The sequence below is a fragment of the Hyphomicrobium sp. 802 genome (genome assembly GCF_000526135.1).
GTDB lineage: Bacteria > Pseudomonadota > Alphaproteobacteria > Rhizobiales > Hyphomicrobiaceae > Hyphomicrobium_B.
This window is the reverse complement of the sequence record NZ_JAFM01000001.1, coordinates 2,258,250-2,275,590: the sequence shown is the minus strand read 5'-3', so window position 1 is coordinate 2,275,590 and position 17,341 is coordinate 2,258,250. Positions and strand designations below refer to the sequence as shown.

Annotated in this window: 12 protein-coding genes; 5 read left to right on the top strand and 7 right to left on the bottom strand. The window is 52.8% G+C overall.

The features are described 5' to 3' along the window. Positions 1 to 108: 108 nt before the first annotated feature. Positions 109 to 1,131, bottom strand: a complete 1,023-nt coding sequence (locus HYP802_RS0111465; protein WP_024275774.1) for a hypothetical protein — start codon at positions 1,129 to 1,131, stop codon at positions 109 to 111. A 488-nt stretch (positions 1,132 to 1,619) separates the two neighbouring features. On the opposite strand from HYP802_RS0111465, the gene rfbC reads away from it, so the two are divergent. Genes rfbC through rfbA form a run of 4 tightly spaced genes read left to right on the top strand, consistent with a single transcriptional unit; the run spans position 1,620 to position 5,114 of the window. Further along, positions 1,620 to 2,174, top strand: a complete 555-nt coding sequence (rfbC, locus tag HYP802_RS0111460) for a dTDP-4-dehydrorhamnose 3,5-epimerase (RefSeq protein WP_024275773.1) — start codon at positions 1,620 to 1,622, stop codon at positions 2,172 to 2,174. 25 nt (positions 2,175 to 2,199) lie between these two features. Beyond that, on the top strand, positions 2,200 to 3,291 hold the full coding sequence (gene rfbB, locus HYP802_RS0111455) for a dTDP-glucose 4,6-dehydratase (protein WP_024275772.1): 1,092 nt from the start codon (positions 2,200 to 2,202) through the stop codon (positions 3,289 to 3,291). Further along, positions 3,288 to 4,226, top strand: a complete 939-nt coding sequence (gene rfbD / locus HYP802_RS0111450) for a dTDP-4-dehydrorhamnose reductase (RefSeq protein WP_024275771.1) — start codon at positions 3,288 to 3,290, stop codon at positions 4,224 to 4,226. The genes rfbB and rfbD overlap by 4 nt, the downstream gene beginning before the upstream one ends. An 18-nt stretch (positions 4,227 to 4,244) precedes the next feature. After that, complete coding sequence (gene rfbA / locus HYP802_RS0111445; protein WP_035576134.1) at positions 4,245 to 5,114, top strand: glucose-1-phosphate thymidylyltransferase RfbA; 870 nt, start codon at positions 4,245 to 4,247, stop codon at positions 5,112 to 5,114. Between the two features lie 81 nt (positions 5,115 to 5,195). Here rfbA and HYP802_RS22915 read toward each other — a convergent pair whose 3' ends face one another. From HYP802_RS22915 to HYP802_RS0111425, 4 genes are all read right to left on the bottom strand, one after another. Then, positions 5,196 to 6,692: a glycosyltransferase family 2 protein gene (locus tag HYP802_RS22915; RefSeq protein ID WP_024275769.1), complete on the bottom strand. Its 1,497-nt coding sequence runs from the start codon at positions 6,690 to 6,692 to the stop codon at positions 5,196 to 5,198. A 71-nt stretch (positions 6,693 to 6,763) separates the two neighbouring features. After that, positions 6,764 to 7,795 carry a glycosyltransferase gene (locus HYP802_RS0111435; RefSeq protein WP_024275768.1) on the bottom strand — a complete coding sequence of 344 codons (1,032 nt, stop codon included), beginning with the start codon at positions 7,793 to 7,795 and terminating at the stop codon, positions 6,764 to 6,766. Between the two features lie 281 nt (positions 7,796 to 8,076). Beyond that, a complete protein-coding gene (locus tag HYP802_RS0111430) occupies positions 8,077 to 8,970 on the bottom strand; it encodes a glycosyltransferase family 4 protein (protein ID WP_197022726.1) in 894 nt (297 codons plus the stop codon). Positions 8,971 to 9,288: 318 nt separating this feature from the next. Further along, positions 9,289 to 11,079, bottom strand: a complete 1,791-nt coding sequence (locus HYP802_RS0111425) for an ABC transporter ATP-binding protein (RefSeq protein ID WP_024275766.1) — start codon at positions 11,077 to 11,079, stop codon at positions 9,289 to 9,291. 1,028 nt (positions 11,080 to 12,107) lie between these two features. On the opposite strand from HYP802_RS0111425, the gene HYP802_RS0111415 reads away from it, so the two are divergent. After that, the gene (locus HYP802_RS0111415) at positions 12,108 to 13,064 is read left to right on the top strand and encodes a WxcM-like domain-containing protein (RefSeq protein WP_024275765.1); all 957 of its coding nucleotides are present in this window, start codon (positions 12,108 to 12,110) and stop codon (positions 13,062 to 13,064) included. Positions 13,065 to 13,086: 22 nt separating this feature from the next. Here the strand turns inward: HYP802_RS0111415 and HYP802_RS0111410 are convergent, their stop codons facing one another. Further along, positions 13,087 to 16,233, bottom strand: a complete 3,147-nt coding sequence (locus HYP802_RS0111410) for a glycosyltransferase 61 family protein (RefSeq protein WP_155831212.1) — start codon at positions 16,231 to 16,233, stop codon at positions 13,087 to 13,089. A 1-nt stretch (position 16,234) separates the two neighbouring features. Continuing rightward, positions 16,235 to 17,335 (bottom strand): DegT/DnrJ/EryC1/StrS family aminotransferase, encoded by a 1,101-nt coding sequence (locus HYP802_RS0111405; protein WP_245261493.1) that lies wholly within the window; start codon positions 17,333 to 17,335, stop codon positions 16,235 to 16,237. Positions 17,336 to 17,341 lie beyond the last annotated feature (6 nt).

The window sequence follows — 17,341 nt, the reverse complement described above, 5'->3', positions numbered from 1 at the left end:
TAATTTGAATGGCCAGTAGTGCTGGACAAATCCATCGGAGTCCGCACGCCGATGCTCTCATGCACGACTATGTTGCGACCATATCGAAGAAGCAGGCATCTTCTCAAATCAGGCAACTGTTCTCTCTCCCGCCATCCGGATAATGGTTTCTCGTAAAACAGCGGAAATATCAGTTGGAGGCTTATACGGTCGCCGACGAACAGCGGCATTCGAGTTCAAATTCGGGAACCAATCCTCAGAAAGTTGTCCCGCAAAATACCGTTCATTTAGCTCCCGATTAACGGCTTCAAACTTCAACTTGATTGACGCTCTTTCACTCTCATCAAGCAAATCGTCAAGAGCGCCCGTCGGCGGAATGTATGCCGACAAAAGGTCCCTCACCTTTTGGGCCTTTCTCCACTCCATCCCAGATCCTTCGAATTCCGCCAACGCGCAATTGATAAATCTGAGCACCTCAAGCCGCTGAACATCGAAAGACTGATTTTGCTCCTCTTCAATTCGCATACCGCCGAAGTCGATGCCCAACGAAGCGCAAAAATCTCTTCGAACGTCGGCGCCGACAAGACGGCTTCGATTATATTCACGCACAATCAGGTTTTCTTCACCGAAAACGCCCCCCCACAATTTAAGCCTTTCCAAATGGTTATAGTAGGCCTTTTCAGGGTTTACGTCCTCGACATTGAATTCGTGCTTCGCGCCGCAACGAATACTTGTAGACCACTCAGCCAGCGCAAGAGACGACGGTTCTCTCGCATAAAATACAATCTTGATTTCATCGGCCGGCAAAGCGTCGCGCAGTGCCAATAGCTGCGATACTTTAGTGAGGCGAGACGATAATTGCTCACACGACAGGATGACCCTCTCGTTTATATCGGACAGCTTCCGGGCCAATGCCTGCATGACGAAAGGAAGAGCGTCCTGATTTGCTTGGCTTATAAACTCGGCTCTTTCTTCCATAAAACGTGCGGCAATCGGGAAGTGAGCTTCGCGTTCGAAAAATATATCGTCCCCATCACAAGGATAATAGAATCCCGAACGCTTTAAAGCCTCCGCATTCCGAGTTAGAAAACACTGGAGCGTTGTGGTGCCCGTCTTCTCGCCACCAATATGTAAGAATATTCGCGAGGCCATACCGCTTACTTGCTCTCCTACATGTCCGAAGAAGACCGTTCTTACGAGGAAAGCATAGTCCGATTCGCAATGAGCGAAGTCTGAGGCAACCCTTTTTCCACGCTATTGACGAGTAAAATCGTCACGCGCTTCGCCAATGACGACTCGTGTCTACGTCTATTGAAGTCGACTTCATCAATTTTCGTCGATTTATAAGGCGCGTATCGCCAAGTTCGTTTCCTGTTCAAGCCTGTGGATCATGTTCGAGTAAAATTAGGACAGCCAAACGTTCGAGGCGCAATACGGACGAGTTTCGCGCCGTCCTCAAACGAACGTGACGACATGAGAAAGCGCGCCGTCGGTCAATTCCAGATTTCCATCGATCACTGTGGCGCATGGGGCACAGCACAATCGCCATGGAATGATCTAAGTCCTTCGAATTGGTTGGCCTTGTGTTCTTGGTGGCCGGCATGCAAAGTGCCCGAATAAAGAATAACTTGAGTGGCGAAGTGGCTAAATTTACCGAACTCAACCTTCCTGGCGTTCTCAAAATCGCCCCAGTACGATTTCATGATACGCGAGGTTATTTCACCGAACTCTACAATGCGAATGCGTTGGCGGAGGCAGGCATAATGCACACCTTCGTGCAGGATAACTTGTCACTCACCTCCAAGATTGGAACCATTCGAGGGCTGCACTTCCAGACATCACCTTATTCTCAAGCTAAGCTCGTCCGCGTGAGCCGTGGGCGCATCCTCGACGTTGCTGTGGACTTAAGAGCGTCATCTCCGACATACGGACAACACATAGCCTGCGAAATTTCAGCCGAAGATGGCCTCCAAATTTATATTCCTCACGGCTACGCACACGGTTTTTGCACGCTGGAACCGGACACTGAGGTCGTCTACAAAGTCTCTGATTATTATAATCCTCGGGCCGAAGGCGGAATTTTATGGTCCGATCCAGCCCTGAAAATTGCTTGGCCGGTCAGTTGCGATGCCGCCATTGTCTCTGATAAAGATGCCGTGCTTCCTTTGCTGAAGGACCTCACTCCGGTCTTTTGATTTTACTGATTTCGGGAGGGAAGGCATGAGGGTCATCGTCACAGGCGGAGCTGGCTTCATCGGATCTGCGTTGGTCCGATATCTTGTGCGTAATCGCGGCTGGGACGTGCTGAACGTCGACAAACTTACCTACGCCGCTAATTTACAATCGGTCGCCTCGGTTTCGGGACATGCTAACTATCGCTTCGCCCAAGCCGATATATGCGACGCCGACGGCATTAATCGGATCTTCGCTGAGTACCGCCCCGATGCGGTCATGCATCTTGCCGCCGAGTCTCATGTTGACCGATCGATTTCGTCGTCTGCCGCTTTCATCGCAACCAACGTTGTTGGAACGCACGTCCTTCTCGAGGCCAGCAGGAAATATTGGAGCGAACTATCCTTACCGCTTCGCACGACATTCCGCTTCCTGCACGTCTCGACCGACGAAGTCTACGGCAGCCTGGATGGTGACGGCTTCTTCACGGAGAGCACCGCCTACGATCCAAGGTCGCCTTATTCCGCCAGCAAGGCTTCATCCGATCATCTCGTCAGCGCCTGGCACGAGACCTATGACCTGCCGACCCTGATTACAAACTGCTCGAATAACTATGGCCACTATCATTTCCCTGAGAAGCTGATCCCGCTGATCATACTCAATGCCCTGGAAAACAAACTGCTGCCCGTCTATGGCGACGGCCGCAACGTACGCGATTGGCTTTACGTCGATGATCATGTGAAGGCGCTCACGGCTGTGCTCGAGCGCGGACGGATTGGCGAGACCTACAATATCGGCGGCCGCGCGCCGGTTGAGAACATCGCAGTGGTCGAGCGCATATGTGACCTGCTGGACGATCGCGCTCCTGGCGATATCGCCCGACGAAATCTCATCACGTTCGTCCCTGACCGACCGGGTCACGACCGGCGATACGCCATCGATCCTACCAAAATCGAGACGGAGTTAGGCTGGCGCGCCCAACATACGTTCGAGACGGGCATTGCCGCGACTGTCGACTGGTACTTGAATAATGCCTGGTGGTGGCGTCCATTGCGCGAAAATGTCTATTCCGGAGCTAGGCTTGGCCTGATAGGAAATTCGCCGATGGAAGGAACTCAGCTTGCGGACAATTCCGCGTGACATCAGACGGAAAATTCGTTCTAGTCATCGGTCGCGACGGCCAGGTCGCCCGCTCTCTTGAGGAAATCCTGAGCGCATCCGGATATCATGTTGTGCAGATCGGACGACCGGAAGCCGATCTTCGCAATCCAGCTTTGGTATCTAAAGCAATCCTGGCGTCGCGGCCCGATTTCATCGTCAATGCCGCGGCATATACGGCCGTCGACCAGGCGGAAGATGAACCTGAAACCGCCTTCGCAATAAACGCGGCGGGCGCACAGGCTGCAGCCGAAGCCGCATCTAATGTCAGCGCGCCAATCATTCATTTTTCGACTGATTATGTATTTGATGGCGCCAAACGCGCACCCTACGTCGAGACCGATACTGTGTCTCCGCTCGGTGTCTATGGACACAGCAAGCTCATCGGTGAAAGCCTCGTCGCCGAAGCCAATCCAAAGCATATCATTCTGCGCACGGCCTGGGTCTTCAGTCCGTTTGGCTCAAACTTTGTAAAGACAATGCTTCGCCTCAACCGCGAACGGCCGGAGATCAATGTCGTCGACGATCAGCAAGGCAGTCCGACCTACGCTCCGGATCTCGCCGCGACAGTTTGCCGAATCATCGACCGTCTTCACACCTTTCCGCCAAACCCCGAACATTTCGGTACGTTTCACGCGACGAACGGCGGCAAGACGTCGTGGTACGGATTCGCCCGCGCGATCGTCGACGGAGCAGCACAAAGAGGCGCGCCACACGCAATCGTCCATCCAATACCGACAAGCGACTATCCGACGAAAGCTCGCCGCCCTGCCTATTCCGTGCTCTCCAACGAAAAGCTTTCATATGTCTACGACATAAAGCTCCGGCCATGGTCAGATGCGTTATCGGAGGCGCTCGATCGATTGTTCAGCGTACCTCATGGCGAAAAAACAGCAACATCTGCAACAAGGCTTTGATTCGACAGCATGGGCAAATTGAAGGGCATCATTCTTGCCGGAGGCAGCGGCACGCGGCTCTATCCTCTGACCCTTGCTATTTCGAAGCAGCTGCTTCCCGTTTACGACAAACCGATGATTTATTATCCGCTGTCGACGCTTATGCTCGCTGGCATTCGCGACATCCTGATCATCACCACCTTGCGCGACCAACCATTGTTCCAAAATCTCCTGGGCTCAGGAGAGCAATTCGGTATCAGTTTGAGCTATGCCGTCCAGCCAGCGCCCGAAGGACTCGCGCAGGCGTTTATCATCGGCCGGGAATTCGTCGGTCACGATCGTTGCGCCCTCGTCTTGGGTGATAACATTTTCTACGGTCACGGCCTTGCGGACTTGCTGCGCACAGCCGCTGCACGAGAGGACGGAGCGACAATCTTTGCCTACGAGGTCGCTGATCCGGAACGCTACGGCGTCGTCACGTTCGACTCTGCGGGAAAAGCCCAGACTATCGTCGAAAAACCGAAAGCGCCAAAATCAAGATGGGCTGTCACCGGCATCTATTTCTATGATGAACGCGTTGTCGAACTCGCTTCCCGCGTCACGCCATCGGCGCGCGGCGAACTCGAGATAACGACATTGAATGAGATGTATTTGACGCTCGATGCGCTCCACGTCGAAAAAATGGGTCGCGGCTTCGCGTGGCTCGACACAGGAACGTTCGAGAGCCTGATGGATGCGGGCGATTACATCGCCACCATTGAAAGGCGACAGGGCCTCAAAATTGCCTGCCCCGAAGAAATCGCACTTCGCATGGGATATCTGTCTGCAGATGAAATAGCCGCATCGCTCGGTCGCCTGGGAAAGAGCGCCTATGCGGAATATGTAAAGCACATCTTGGCAGCCGAATAACGCCTATCAATCGCCCGAAGCGCGAGACATGCAGATTACCCGCATCTCCCCAATAAATGCAGTATCGGCTGACACTGTAAGTCACCCGGAACGAGCTTCAGGGCCCAAAGCCGAGAAATCCAAACCCTCGAAGCTCGATTTATGTAACGGTATACGCAAAGATCTACATGCCTCGCCCATGCCTCCGATTTCATGATCAGAGACCCAGACCATTGTAATTCCGAACTCAGTCAAAAAGAGATCAAGCCCCATCCTCTCGGCAAAAATTGACGGAAGGATTGAAACGGACGGTGACAGAAATCCGTGCGCACGATCAAAGAAAGAGGCATCGCCGCTCAACAGAACGGTGACGTCTTCACCGCGTCCCGATACTGTATTAGCCAAACGGCACGCTGCGGAAACAACATGTTCGTCACACGCCGCCAAAATCAGCAGTATATGATTTATATTTCGCGGAGTTTTCATGACTTCGCCAATGAGACCCCCCTGGGCAAATTCACGCCCCGCGGCATATCCCAAATTGGCGACGCATATCGCCCACGCGTTTTGCAACAATAATCTGATCGCGGATTTATTTACCTCGTAGTGCCTTCTTAAAGCTTGGGCGATGCGAACATGTTCATTATAAAAGCTCTCACTCTTTAAGCTTGCTTTTGAGCTGTTTGACGTGTGGACCCTGAAATAAGCCTTTGCATTCGGATCATAGGCAATTCGGCCGCCCCGCGCGACGCGACTGTAGAGATACCAGTCGCCGCAAATTCTATAAGAAGCCAATTCAGAGAAGATGTCCGGACTGAACTCCTGTCTTCGGAAGAGGCAGCCACCAACATTTGCAACAATGTTTTTGTTGCCAAACGGACCATTGAACCAGGAATAGGCACTCGCGATTATCGGTGCCCCCCAGAACTTCGATGCAGAGAGCGAGAGACCTGATTGCGGAACGACGATCCCCTCTCTGTCGATCGAATCTATCCGGCCGAACGCCATCATCACGCTCGGATCACTGAAATATGGAACAAGCGTGCCAAGAAACCTGGGATCACACGTATCGTCACTTTCGCACAGCCAGATTAAATCCCCTTTCGCCAATTCAAATCCCTTCTCCCATTGGCGAAAAATGCTTCCGGAATTCGTTTCGTTGAACACAAGCCTCACGGGCACGGAAATGTCCCGAATCGTTTCCAGAATGACATTTCGACTATCGTCGGTAGATGCGTCGTCCAAAATAATTAATTCGTGGAATTCTATTTCCTGATCAAGAATCGACCGTATTCGCTCCTTAAGGAATGCGGCATGATTATAATTCGGAATAATCACCGATATCGTCGGCGTCCGCGCGTCCCGAAAGACCGGAAGCCCGTCTTCAACCGATATCCCGTATTCTGCATCCAGGAGCAGCCCCGAATAGGAAACCGATTTTGGCCCGGCGAATTGCCGACGCTGAAAACCATTAAATTCGATCGTCTCGATAAGACGTCCGCGAAACAATTTACGTTCGGAAGAGTTGAGCGGATACCGGATATAGGCCAACAGCTTCGCGAGCTTATGCCTCGGCCGGATTGTCCAGATCGCAGTCATTGTTCGCTTCGCACGGCGAGGTCGACATCAGACCGCGTGCCCATTTGTGATTGGAAATTGCGCTGTCTCATTTATGAAGAAAATGACAATCTAACAAATCTTCCGGGATGCAAGCGGACGGCGTTGGCAAACATACGCAGCTTGAAGAAGTCCAGGCGACGATGGTGGCTCGCAGCGAACAATAGAGCTTCCTGATAAAGCTTCTTATTTTGTCTCTTCATTCGAGGCGAAGCACTCTCGATCTTCTTTACAGCCGAGAATTTGGCGTCAAACAAAGCCGTGGGATCGAGAAGAATGAGTGTAGCTCGAAAAAATTCAATATGTTCAGATATGAGGTCATCCAGCAGCCGGTCATTCCAAAGATCGGGAGGACCACGATAGAAGCTCGCCGGATCGGAATGGCCCGCCATTCTCAAATGATAACAAGCCTGCGCCAATGCCGCCGACACCCGCTGCTGAATTTTATGCTTTTCCGAGACACTCGCTCCGTGAATCCGATGAAGAATTCCGACAAATGGCAAATTATCCACCTTCGCGTGCTGCACTACTCTAAGCCACAAATCATAATCTTCGGCATGCCGGAAAGCTTCCCGATAGCCTCCAAGCTTTAAGATAGGCACGCGGCGCATCATTACCGTCGGGTGACATAGTTCACAGCTGCGAAGCAACGCTTCCGAAACCGCTCCTTCTCCCTGCACAACAGTCGGAGCGCGCAGCACGCGACCGCGACCGTCGATCAATTTCCTCGCCGTGCCGACAACCCAAACGTCCGGGCGCCGGGCCAAATATTCAAGCTGCTGCGCAAGACGACCAGGCAAACAAACATCGTCCGCATCCATGCGGGCGACGATAGGAGCAATCGCACTCTCAAGCCCGATATTTAGGGCGGAAACTAGACCTAGCTTGCCACGACTGATGACGCGAACTCGCGAATCGCGATCTGCGAAGTTCTTCAAAATAGCACTGGAAGCATCACTCGATCCATCGTCGATGCAAATGAGTTCAAAATCGCGAAGTTCCTGTCGAAGGACACTTTCAATCGCCTGAGATAAATATTTCTCCGCATTACAGACGGGCATAATGACAGACAGAATTTTGCTCATCTCACCCTCATCCCGACCTTGCTGCTTTAAATCCGCTGCCACAGCACAGCTGCTAGCCAATGGAGATCGACAATTGAGAAAGGCCTGAGCTTGAATGGCATTCCAGCGTCGCAACTGAACTTCGACCGCACGCGCACCGAGCTAACTGTCAGGAACATTCAGCATTCAGGAAGCTCACCTTTACGCTTCCCCCTTCTGAGAGATCACGCACTTACAGGCTATTTCCTATCGCAACAATCTGATCTCACTCCACTTGAACCCGGCCCAGTCCGGCCGCCAATTTAAGCGGCGTACACTCTCAACCGCCCAACGATCCGCTCATAAAAATTGTCGGCGCTGGCTGAAACGGCACCCAAGGCGAACTTCTGCGCGCAATAGCTGCGGCCCTCTTGCGCGAGCCGGTTCATCATCCCCGGAGAGTCAATTAAGGTGGACACCTGATCAGAGATATCTCCAGCAGAAAAACGATCAGGCAAAAACAATGCATATTTGCCGCTGACTTCCTTCAGTCCACCGGTCCCAGAACTGACAACTGCACAGCCCGCAGCGTGAGCTTCCAGTGCGGTACGGCCAAATGGCTCCTCCCATCGAGATGGCACAAGTGCAATCGCAGCTTCTTCTAACCGCTCCCGAACGACGGCCAGTGTTTGATTGACCTCCACCATCACCCGATCCGCGACTGGACGTAACGTCGCCATGACATCCTGAAGATAATCGGGAAACCGCTGTGTCTCGCTCAGTATGAATCGGGCGGACCAAGATGGCTCTCTACCCAGAATATCGACAACGGCCTCGGCGGCTTCTTTAATGCCTTTTTCCGGTGCCGCGCGGCCGACGCAGATAATCTCGCGCCGGCGCGTATTCGCAGGCTGCCAATCACTGAAATCCAAGCCATTGTAAACAACCGACATAGGGGTTGTAACTTCGGGCCAATCTGCGCGAAATTGATCTCTGCACGTCTCGCTGACGAAAATAATTCCTGCCAGAGCTTTGTATTGATTAACGTGCCATCTACGTTTCAGCACGTTCAGTACGCCTTTTGCCGGCACCGATTTGATCATGTTGTGCTTGTGCAAGATCACAGGCGTAGAAACTCTGCGTGCCACTCCGGCTGCAGTCGGAAGATGCTGTTGAACGACAATAAGATCGGCCGAGCTCTCCTGCGCTTGGTCCAACGCAAACTTCGTCTTTTTTGTCTTGTGGCGATCTATTGACGGCGGGTACGTTGAGATGTTCAACCCCGAAAACAGCGTCTCATTCTCACAACAAAGTATTTTTGTCGTATCTCGATAACGACTGGCTTTGATGAGATCATATACGCAAAGATCAATCGACGTCGCATTGGAGGGACCAAAGCGCATATTTCGGGGCATGAAACAGGTTATGCGCATCCAGTCCGATTTACCCCTCCAAGCCTCAACCTGAGTGCGTGCCTTTGACTGCACAGTCAAGCCAAACAAAGATCCGACAAACCCGCAACATCGCGCAAATGTCTAAATAGCTTCCGCGAGCGGCTGCTTGGTTTCGAGGAACTTCGCAAACTGCAGCTTGAACAGACGGCTATAAGCGCCGCCTGCGGCCATCAACTGCTCATGAGTGCCACTCTCGATGACACGACCGGCTTCGATCACATGGATCAAATCGGCATGCAGGATCGTCGACAGCCTATGAGCGATGACGAGCGTCGTCTTCCCTTCCGTCAAGCGTCGCAATTCGCGCTGGATGACGTCTTCCGTCTCACTGTCGAGCGCCGACGTCGGTTCGTCCAACAGAATGATCGGCGCATTCTTCAGAAAGGCACGCGCCAGGGCAATGCGCTGGCGCTGACCGCCTGAGACTTGTGCGCCAAGTTCGCCGACCTGCGTATCATAGCCACGCGGCAGTGATTTGATGAACTCGTGTGCGCTCGCTGCTTTGGCTGCTTCGATGCACTGCTCTTCAGAAGCAGTTTCGTGGCCGGCCCGAATGTTATCGATGATCGACCCTTCAAACAGGAAAGCATCCTGGCCGACGACCGAGATGTTCTGCCTCAAGGACTTCAGCGAGACGTCAGCAATCGACTGGCCATCGATCTCGATGGTGCCGGCGTCCGGGACACGCAGACGCTGGAGGAGCGAGAAAACCGTGGTCTTACCGCCGCCGGAATGACCAACCAGCGCCGTCACCTTTCCCGCAGGCACGGAAAAGGTCATATGCTCAATGACCGGCTTGTTCGCCACATATCTGAAAGCGACGTCGCGAAGGGCAATCTCGCCGCCTTTGACATCAAGCTCAGGCCTGCCCGGTGGCTCGTCTTCTCGCGCCGGCGTATCCAAGATCTCATACATCATCCGCACACCAATCGAGGCGGAGGCGAGTTGCAGTTGGACACGCGAAAGACGGCGCCCTGGATCGGAGCACATGAGCAAGGCGGTGATAAACGCAAAGAACTGGCCAGGGCTTGCGCCATGATAGAGATTTTGCCAGCCGGCATAGAAAATGACGGCGGCAACAGCACAGCCGCCGATAGCCTCCATCAAAGGGTTAACGCCGGCCTGAATGCGCAGCATCTTGTTGGACAGTCGCTGGACGGCTTCGATGGCATTAAACATCCGACCGCGCATCGTATTCTCGAGCTGGAAGGATTTGACGACCTGCGCTCCCTGACTGAGTTCGCGCGTCGCCTGGATGATCCCCGCCATCGAATGAATTTCACCCTTCGTCGCTTTCTTAATCCGCGCCACCATCTTGCGCGATGAGATTGCAGCGACAGGGCCGCCGATCAGCGCGATCGCCGACAGAACGGGATCTAGCGCGATCATCGTGCAAACGAGACCCACGATCGTGAATAAGTCGCGACCCACATTCAACGAAACAAGCGTCAGCATGTCCCGCACCGCGCTGGCATTATAAGATATGAGGGTGACGAGATTGCTCGAACTGTATTGTTGAAAGAAGGCGACATCGACTTTCAACATGTGGTTGAACATGCGTTTTTGCGTATCCGCAACGAGGCGGTTGCCAATGTTGCCGACGATGACCTCAGAGAAATAGGCCGCAACACCCTTGGCGATGAAAATCCCGACGATAAGGAACGTAATGCCGATCAACGCTTCGCGATTCTGGTTCACGAAGATCGTGTCGATAACGGTCTTCAGCACATAAGCACTTAGAGACGTCGTGCCCGCGACAAGCAACATGCAAATGATGGCGATCGCGTATCGCGGGGCGTACTCCCGGCCATTCTCGCGCGCTAGGCGTTTCAATAAATCGAGGGTTGTAGGCGTCGTCGACGGCGTCGGCATCCGCTTCTCTCTGCTTTTTCGACTGACCGCCGCACCGGCTCGCGCAACGTCAAAGCACGTTGATTTGTACAGGGGCCAAAGTCAACGAACGCATTCGTATGCGCGACAAAGCTGACAGAACTAAGCCTTTCTGCCCAAACCTCGCAGACGGACGCCATATTGTAGACCAAATCCAATGGCGAGGGTACCGCACTGCCTCGGTGGTCCACATGTGTTTCCCTGTAGGATGTGGCCAAATCGCGACGACTCTCCGGACTTCGATGACGGGCCGGCGATTTCGAGCACTGCAGCGCGCAGGTGCTTGTTTGAGATAGAATAGGAAAAAATGGTATAGGAAAATTGCAAGAAGGCAAAGTCGGCCAAAAAAGTGGCGGTCTGTTTACGACGGCGATCATCCGCAGCACGTGCAGGCTTAACTTTCGGCTGACAACGCCCTTCAGTTGCACATCCCAGCAACCTTGCGCGGGCGTGTCTCGCAGACTATCACGCTAGATGCGTCTCAAGGAAATGACCATTCGCGAAGTCAGCTTTTTCGCACGCGTGAAGCACACGATCCAAAGATGGCGCAGGCCGGATGGCGATCTTGGATCAAAGCGCTAGATCTTTATCGCGGCGTCAGCGCACCCGTTACATGGCCAAAATCACAAACAATAGCCACTTCTCAGCGGTTGAGAATCCTGCGGAGCTGACGCGAGGCACCACGGGCGGCAACACTGGGCCAGCACGCCAATTCGGGAAATTTCAGAGCGGCTGGCTTACCTTTATCTCCGCCGCTCCAGTAAGTCATCAGGATCGGTGTGTTGGTCGCCTTCCGGGTCGAAAAGCGTCTTGCCACGCCTCCGCGACGTGCTCGTCCTTCATCGCGATGATTTTCCTGTCGCTTCATATATTATCGGAGATGATGCGCGGAAGTTTCGATAGCAGTCCCATGCCCCCATCCCTGCGACCAAGAGCGTAGGCACGTCAAGGCCAAGCGATCATAGAACTGATGTCAATTGATAAATTCGAAAAGGGAGTTACGCGCTAATATGTCGAACCAGCCCACAATCTTCGTACATCCCCACGGGATATGCGACTCGCAATCCGTGGGGAAGGGAACGCGGATTTGGGCATTCGCACATGTTCTCAAAGGTGCCCGCATTGGAACCCGATGTAATATTTGCGATCATGTTTTCATCGAAAATGACGTTGTGCTTGGCAATGACGTTACCGTCAAATGCGGCGTGCAACTGTGGGACGGAATTGTAATCGGTGACGGCGTCTTTATCGGACCGAATGCCACTTTTACCAATGATAGGTTTCCACGATCAAAGTCGTACCCCGACGCATTTTTAAAAACGATCTTGGAAGATAATGTTTCCATCGGCGCCAACGCGACCATTCTCCCAGGACTACGAATCGGCCGCGGCGCAATGGTGGGAGCAGGATCGGTTGTTACGCGCAATGTCCCTGCCCATGCCACCGTAGTCGGAAATCCAGCTGTTATCGTCGGCTATAATAACTCTGACTGTCGTCCTATTCACGACACGCCCGTTATCATCAAGTCAAAAATTGAGGAACGAACAGATCTTGGAGTGGGTGGTTGTTGGGCCGAACAGCTTCCCCACACCAAAGATATGGAAGGTAGCGTTACCCCCATAGAAATTCAGAAGAGAGTACAGTTCCAGCCAGCGTCTATAGCGGTTCTTAGTATTACCAATCCCAATGTTCGCACGGAATACGCGCGCCGCGAGTGCAAGCAATTCATAGTTGCGGTCACTGGGGGATTTTCAGCCCTTCTCGACGATGGACGAAACAGAAAAGAAGTTCGCCTAGAAGACGCTTCGGTCGGGTTGCACTTGGCGCCGATGGTATGGATCACCCGACACAACTACTCGCCCAATACAGTTTTACTAATCGCCGAGTCGCGCCCCCACGAACAAAGCGATTACATCTATGATTACGAAGCTTTTCGAGAAAAAAGGAATTCAGACGACACCCAATAATCACGAGCCCATGCGAACGCCTTTATACGGCGTGCGACAAGCGAAACCTGTCGCGATTACCACTCAATGCCTTGCACGCTTGTAGCGTTGCGCGCACGTCTTCAGCTCTGACGGTAAAATTTACGTGCATATAGCGTTCGTCGTCAGTGGATGTCATCCGTCCTTCAATTGGCGTACCAAGAACGTGGCTGAATACACCCCCACCCGCAACTTGCAATAAATTTGAATAGATATTGAAGTCGGAGATATGGGCCGAAATCAATGAGAGCACAATGGGCTCTCTTTCGCAAAAAAGAATGTTCGCGAAGGCCGCCGACGTCGCTCCAACCAATATTTCCGCGTTCCGGAACAGGCATACCTGATCATCGAAACTCATCGTCGCCGTATCAACGGCCGTAAAACCATCTCGCATTAACATCTCTTGAATCTCGACCTCGTTCGTGATCGACCGTGGTCGATTACCTCGCGATAGAAAAATTTTTGTTGGGAATTTGGACGCTGGAGCAGGTGGGAGCGCCTCAAGAATTCTTTGGCGAAGAAACTGCATATGCCGTCGCGACATAGCACCAATGGACCGGAGCGGTGCGGCCAACCCATCGACAATGAATGTATGCATTGACGGGATAAAAAGGCGTTCAACCTCCAATGCAGTGCTTGCCGGAACAATGAACGTTTGAAAACGACCCGAGTTAACAATCTCAAGCGCCCGCATCATGGAGTTGGGCAGATTATCCGGAATTAAAACCGGAACATTCCTATCGGGCCCGCCCTCGATCGCGTTGAGCAAGCGGGGCAGATATTCAACGAGCCAGTGGAAATAGTTCCACGAGCAGCGTCCAGCGAGATGAACAGCGCTTGGTAATTTAATGACTCGCTCGTATGGGAAATGCAAAATTGCTTGGTCCGATCGTCGCCGAGCACCTTTCAAAAGCCCATCGTGGCCGGCAACATGCGGATAACGCGGATGTCCTGCGAGATCGTAGACCACGATATGGTTGGAACTATCGACAATTGTGTCGAACCCAGCCACGGCTGCATTCTCGAGAATTTTGCAACCATCATATGGTAATGGCAAAGTATCTCTATCAAGGCGTGGCTCGCCATTTATCGACGGCAATTGGAAGCTGCACGTTCCTCCTGGCTCCGATCTTGATAAATGCTCTGGAAACAAAGTGCGGAGTTTGAACGCGCCCGAAAGGTGCCTATCGCCGAAAAGCTTAGGTGCGATGGAACGCCAGCCCGCAAATAATTTGTCCGCCTTCGCATCTGCGTCGACATCTATCAAAGCGGAGGCGACCGCTAGCCCCTCACTTGCAGGAGGAAGTACCGGGCTCCGGCGTAGGATGTCCGAGGCAATAGCACTTATTCTCTTGTGATCTCCGTTTGCTGCAAAACAGCGTAGTATCTTCTCCAAGGTGGAGAGTGGCAGTTCACGAGCCGAATGCTCATCAACCTCGCCAAGGAGCTGATAGGCCGCCTCGCAATAGGCTACCACCCCACCGCTCTCGGAGAGTCGCATTAAGGACAGAGCAGTATCGAGTTGCATTTGGGGCGGAGTAAAAAAGCGGAACGGCAACCGCTTTATCTTATTTCGCTCAGCTAAACGTAGAAGTCTTTTGGTGATACTACGCTTAAAAGTGTATTTGCGCTTCGATAGACTTCTGCGAAGGCGCCCACCTCCGTCGTCCCTGCGATGAGGCTTCTCGCCCACGTCGACGAAACCACCTTGCGTTCGAAGAAGAATTTCGTCGTACTCTGCTGGGCCGCCAATCCGGCTTTCGTCAGGCTGATGAGGACGGGCAAGGGCTTCGACCTTCGCGGCACTATAAACTAACTCCAACGCCTTGAGCCACTTCGCGCCGGAGTGTTCTTGGATCACTGCCGCTTGCAATGCCGCCGAAATATTCGCCGCAAAGGAAGCGTTGTTCAGACACGTCTCTACATGGTCAAGGTACGGTCCATATTCGTTAAATGTTATCGGCAAACTCCCGAACGCTATGTCATCGCAAGCCAATACCGCTTCGGGGGCCTCTGGTTTGTACGGCCTCCAACTCACGCACGCGATGCCAGCCAATGCGGCCTCAAGCATGGACGTCAACGAGCCAATAGGCGTTGAATCTAGGTAGATATCTGCAGCTTCCAAATACACATCTGTGGAACCCTGAGTCCCAACCGCCTGTATGCGCCCTCCACTCGAAGCGTACAGATTTTTCCAATAATCCGCATGAGGCGAAGGCCCGACAACAAGAAAACGCAGCTTCTCGCATCTACCCAATAAAGGGCCATGAACCCGAGCATAATCGAAAGCGTGGATCGGGTGGAATTTAAGCTCAGAGGCAACCGTAAGAGCTAGAAAATCGTCGGCGGGAATACCCAATTGAACTTTAGCTTCCGCTTTCGATCGCAACCGGGTGAGAGGGTTGGGAAGCGGGATAGGCAATCGCATAATTTGTCGATCACCCAAGCCTCTGCGCGCGATTGATATTTTTTGCCCAGAAGCACGATACTCAGCGTTGATATCTACGAGAGAAGCGCCGATCCAGAAGACGTGATCGGCGTGATTGAAGTGTATAATGGGTGGACGGTCTATTCCACTGCCCCAGGCAAGAAACGGAACCACATCGAAGGGATGCTGGTGGAGAACAATATAATCGAATTGCTCTCCAATATCGCGAAGTTCCTGAGCGAGTTGCAATAAATTTTTGGAACATTCTAACAAAACAAGCTTGCCGCCCGACTTAGATGCGGCCATATCGAGACAATGAGGCTTGGGCCACTCGCCCTGCTGAGTCAGCACAACCGAGTGCTGGCGCGACGAATCTTTTTCGATCCAGCGCCATACAAGTCGCGTATGGCCACCGATATTATAACCTTGCGTAAGAACGTGGAGGACGCGTTCGGGACCACCAGCCTGTTTCGCTTGGCGCGCACGAAATGGCGTAATTTTTTTCGCCATTTCGACAAGCAATGATTCAATTTCCGCCGAAAAAAACATGCCGGCGTGCTTGTGCCATGCGGTTTCGGCAGCGCCTTGAAGAGAGACAGCGCTAGCCAAATAATCATTATTTTTAAATTGCGCCTTGGCTTGGCGCACAAGATTATCCACAGCGCGATGATTAGATATCAGGTCCATATTGTCAGACAGAATAGCCCAATCCGAAATTTGCAAATCAGGCCGCGGGCGCTGCCGCAGCGATCTGCCCGAGATTTTTGATAACCTCACAAAGATCTGCGCTCGCGAGCTGCGGGCCAATGGGAAGACTTAAAACATCTGCGGCCATGCGCTCGGCTATTGGTAATTGCGCTTGCTGCACACTCTCTCCCTTATAAGCTTCCTGAAGATGGGGAGGGATGGGATAATGCACCAACGTACCAATTCCCCGGCGGGAAAGCTCTTCGCGAAAAAAATCGCGATGGGGATGGCGCACAACGTAGAGGTGCCATGCAGGTTCAGCCCACTCCGGGACTATTGGCAAGATAATTCCCAAACCGGACAAACCAGCGGTATAGCGTGCCGCGATTTCTTTCCGCCGCATGTTCCACTCTTCCAAATGGTGCAGCTTTACGCGAAGGATCGCGGCCTGCAATGAATCGAGGCGGCTGTTGTGCCCCTTGCTCTCATGCACATATTTTTTTGAGGAGCCATAATTCCGCGCAATACGGATTTCTCTCGCAATATCTGCGCTATTAGTCGTAACTGCTCCTCCGTCCCCTATGGCGCCTAAGTTTTTGCCTGGATAAAAGCTCCAACATACAGCGTCACCATGTCCGCCTATCCTGTTTCCTTTGTATCTTGCTCCATGCGCCTGCGCCGCATCTTCGACGACGCGTAAGCCGTGTCGCTTCGCGAGAGATAAAATTGGATCGATATCCGCTGGCTGTCCGTAAAGATGGACGACAACGATAGCCTTTGTTCGGGCAGTTATTGCAGCTTCGATGAGAGCGGCATTCAGATTAAACGTCGCATCGATGGGTTCGACCGGCACGGGTATGGCTCCGCAATGAGAAACGGAAAGCCAAGTGGCGATGAACGTGTTTGACGGCACAATCACCTCATCGCCCGCCTTCACGCCCACCGCACGAAGTGCTAGTGAAAGCGCGTCGAGACCATTGCCCACACCGATCGCGTGTTGGCAGTTGCAAAAGGCAGCGAACTCAGCCTCGAACGCTTCAACCTCATTGCCAAGAACGTAAGAACCACTTTGCAAAAACTTTGCAATGGCGGCGTCTATCTCCCCCTGAAGTTCCAAGTAAGAGGCTTTGACGTCCAAAAAGGG

Excerpts from the sequence above, each read along its gene's own strand:
- HYP802_RS0111465 (WP_024275774.1), bottom strand. The coding sequence starts at position 1,131 with ATGGCCTCGCGAATATTCTTACATATTGGTGGCGAGAAGACGGGCACC.
- rfbB (WP_024275772.1), top strand. The coding sequence starts at position 2,200 with ATGAGGGTCATCGTCACAGGCGGAGCTGGCTTCATCGGATCTGCGTTG.
- HYP802_RS22915 (WP_024275769.1), bottom strand. The coding sequence starts at position 6,692 with ATGACTGCGATCTGGACAATCCGGCCGAGGCATAAGCTCGCGAAGCTG.
- HYP802_RS0111435 (WP_024275768.1), bottom strand. The coding sequence starts at position 7,795 with ATGAGCAAAATTCTGTCTGTCATTATGCCCGTCTGTAATGCGGAGAAA.
- HYP802_RS0111425 (WP_024275766.1), bottom strand. The coding sequence starts at position 11,079 with ATGCCGACGCCGTCGACGACGCCTACAACCCTCGATTTATTGAAACGC.
- HYP802_RS0111415 (WP_024275765.1), top strand. The coding sequence starts at position 12,108 with ATGTCGAACCAGCCCACAATCTTCGTACATCCCCACGGGATATGCGAC.